This window comes from Cetobacterium sp. (assembly GCF_048470075.1).
In the GTDB taxonomy this organism is placed as follows: domain Bacteria; phylum Fusobacteriota; class Fusobacteriia; order Fusobacteriales; family Fusobacteriaceae; genus Cetobacterium_A.
This window is the reverse complement of record NZ_DBGBQB010000339.1, coordinates 1-2,421: the sequence shown is the minus strand read 5'-3', so window position 1 is coordinate 2,421 and position 2,421 is coordinate 1. Positions and strand designations below refer to the sequence as shown.

Here is a 2,421-nt window from a genome sequence, read left to right as displayed (position 1 = left end):
ATTTCATAAAGTTTTCCTCTTCCTCTATTTAAAAGGTCTACTCTTAAACTAACACCTTTACACTCTATAAAATATCTAATAACATTTCCTAGAATTGAGAAATCCTTTACTCTTCCCTTTTTTATTATAAACTCATCAAGGTTATAGTTTCTTTCAAACTCTCTTATATAGATTGCTTCTGGTCTTATAGCAACGTTTCCAAAGACCTCATTCCCAAAAACTTTTGTAGTTTCATCCGCTTTTAAAATATTATAGTTCCCTATAAACTCAGCCATAAAAACTGTTTTGGGATTTGTATAGATCTCCTCTGGAGTCCCCACTTGTACTATATCTCCCCTATCCATAATAAATACTCTATCAGATATTGTTAGAGCTTCCTCCTGATCATGAGTTACAAAAATAGTTGTCACATGAGTCTTTTTTTGTATCTCTTTTAACTGCTCTCTTAAAGATTTTCTAACTTTTGCATCCAATGCTGATAGCGGCTCATCTAAAAGTAAAATTTTTGGTTCAGTAGCCAAAGACCTCGCTATAGCAACTCTTTGTTTTTGTCCCCCTGAAAGTTCATTGGGATAAAAATCTCTTTTTTCCTCAAGATGAACTAATTTTAACATCTCTTCAACTTTCCTCTCTATATAAGCTTTTTTCATTTTTTTCATCTCTAAACCAAAAGCTATATTTTCAAAAACTGTCATATTTGGAAAAAGGGCATAGTTTTGAAAAACCATTCCTATTCCACGATCTTTGGCTGATCTATCTGTCACATTTTCACCATCTATATAGATATCCCCTGCATTAATCTCATTTAGTCCCGCTATACATCTTAAAAGAGTGGACTTCCCACAACCAGATGGTCCTAATAGCGTTACAAACTCCCCTTTTTTTACAATAAAATTTATATTCTTAAAAACTGTTGTTTTATCATATCTTTTCTCTAAATTCTTTCCAACTATAAAGCTCATAATATCTATCTCCTATTATTTTTTTCTCCCAGATAAAATGCCAAAGTTGTTAGCATTAAAAGTATCATAAAATATGTGACTACCAGTGCACTAGAATAATGTCCACTATATCCACCCCTAATACTATTTATATACATCTGAACAGTTTGAAACTTTCCCCCAACTAGCATATTAACCAATAAAAACTCTCCAAATAGCATTGAAAAAGTTAAAAGCATTGATACACTAAGCCCTTTTGATATATTTGGAACTATAATTCTAAAAAATGCTATCTTAGTTGGAGCTCCAAGAATATTTGCACTTTCAATGAGTTCCCTTATATTTAAGCCATCTAAACTATTTTTGATACCTCTATAAACAAATGGATATGTCATAACAAAATATACTCCCATCAGGATATATATTGTTCCTACCAGCCTAAATGGTTCATTTGAATAGAGTTTTATAAGTCCTACAACCGCCACTGCACCTGGAATAGCAAAACACACTAAGACTAAGATATTCATTATTTTTTCCATTTTTTTAAAGTAGTATGTGGCTACAAATACGGTTGGGACTAATATTATCCCTATAAAAATCAGGGATATTGAACATAGCCAAAAGCTTTTCTTCACAGCATTTAAAAACATATCATTTTTAAAAATCTCTAAATACCACTTTAAAGTAATTCCCTGTGGAAGTAGAGTATTTGTCCATTTAGAACTAATAGAATATAGAAAAGTCCCAAATATAGGTAAACAAAGCGTAGTCAATATACTTGTTACTATCCACTTATGAATTTTATCTCTCATATCTTCCTCTTTTCCTTTTTAACAATAACTCATTTGTTATTACAACAAAAATCAATATTCCCCCCAGTAAAATTGACATCGCACTAGCTATTCCAGGTTCATATGTAACCTCTCCAGCTATATAGCTTGTAATTCTTATTGTCATTACATTGTATGCTCCATTTGTCAATGCCAATGTACAAGCATAAGCACCCATAGCATTGGCAAACATTATTAGCACCGTTCCTAAAATCTCCTTTAACATAACTGGAATTCCAACTCTTTTCCAAAATGTAAAAGTTCCCCCTCCCAATATATTCACCATCTCTTGCCACTGTGGGTCCAATCTATCAAATACAGGATATAGAAGAAGCAGTCCTAAAGGTAGCTGAAAATATATGTACATAAGTATCAGTCCCGTTTTTGAATAGACATCAAAGCCATCTATCAATCCCATATTTTTTAGTAAAATTGTCATTACTCCATTGCTTCCAAGAAGAATAATAAATGCAAAGGCAAGTGGTATTCCACTGAAATTTGAAAGCATATTTATAAGTAGTAGTATATTTTTTTTAGACTCTTTTTTTAATCTATTCAGTGAGTATGCTCCTTGAAGTGATATCAATATCCCGGCAAAAGTTGATATAACAGCTAACTCTAAAGAGTTGGTAATAGATTGTTTTATAAAC

The 2,421-nt window shown here is 31.8% G+C and carries 3 protein-coding genes; all 3 read right to left on the bottom strand.

Going from position 1 to position 2,421, the window contains the following annotated elements; translation table 11 throughout:
* The coding region (locus ACMOUI_RS11760; RefSeq protein WP_418965883.1) for an ABC transporter ATP-binding protein at positions 1 to 962 on the bottom strand (962 nt) is incomplete at its 3' end.
* A gap of 5 nt (positions 963 to 967) precedes the next feature.
* Complete coding sequence (locus tag ACMOUI_RS11755; RefSeq protein WP_418965882.1) at positions 968 to 1,753, bottom strand: ABC transporter permease; 786 nt, start codon at positions 1,751 to 1,753, stop codon at positions 968 to 970.
* On the bottom strand, positions 1,743 to 2,421 hold a 679-nt coding region (locus tag ACMOUI_RS11750), incomplete at its 5' end, for an ABC transporter permease (protein WP_418965881.1). The genes ACMOUI_RS11750 and ACMOUI_RS11755, both read right to left, overlap by 11 nt.

Excerpts from the sequence above, each read along its gene's own strand:
- ACMOUI_RS11755 (WP_418965882.1), bottom strand. The coding sequence starts at position 1,753 with ATGAGAGATAAAATTCATAAGTGGATAGTAACAAGTATATTGACTACG.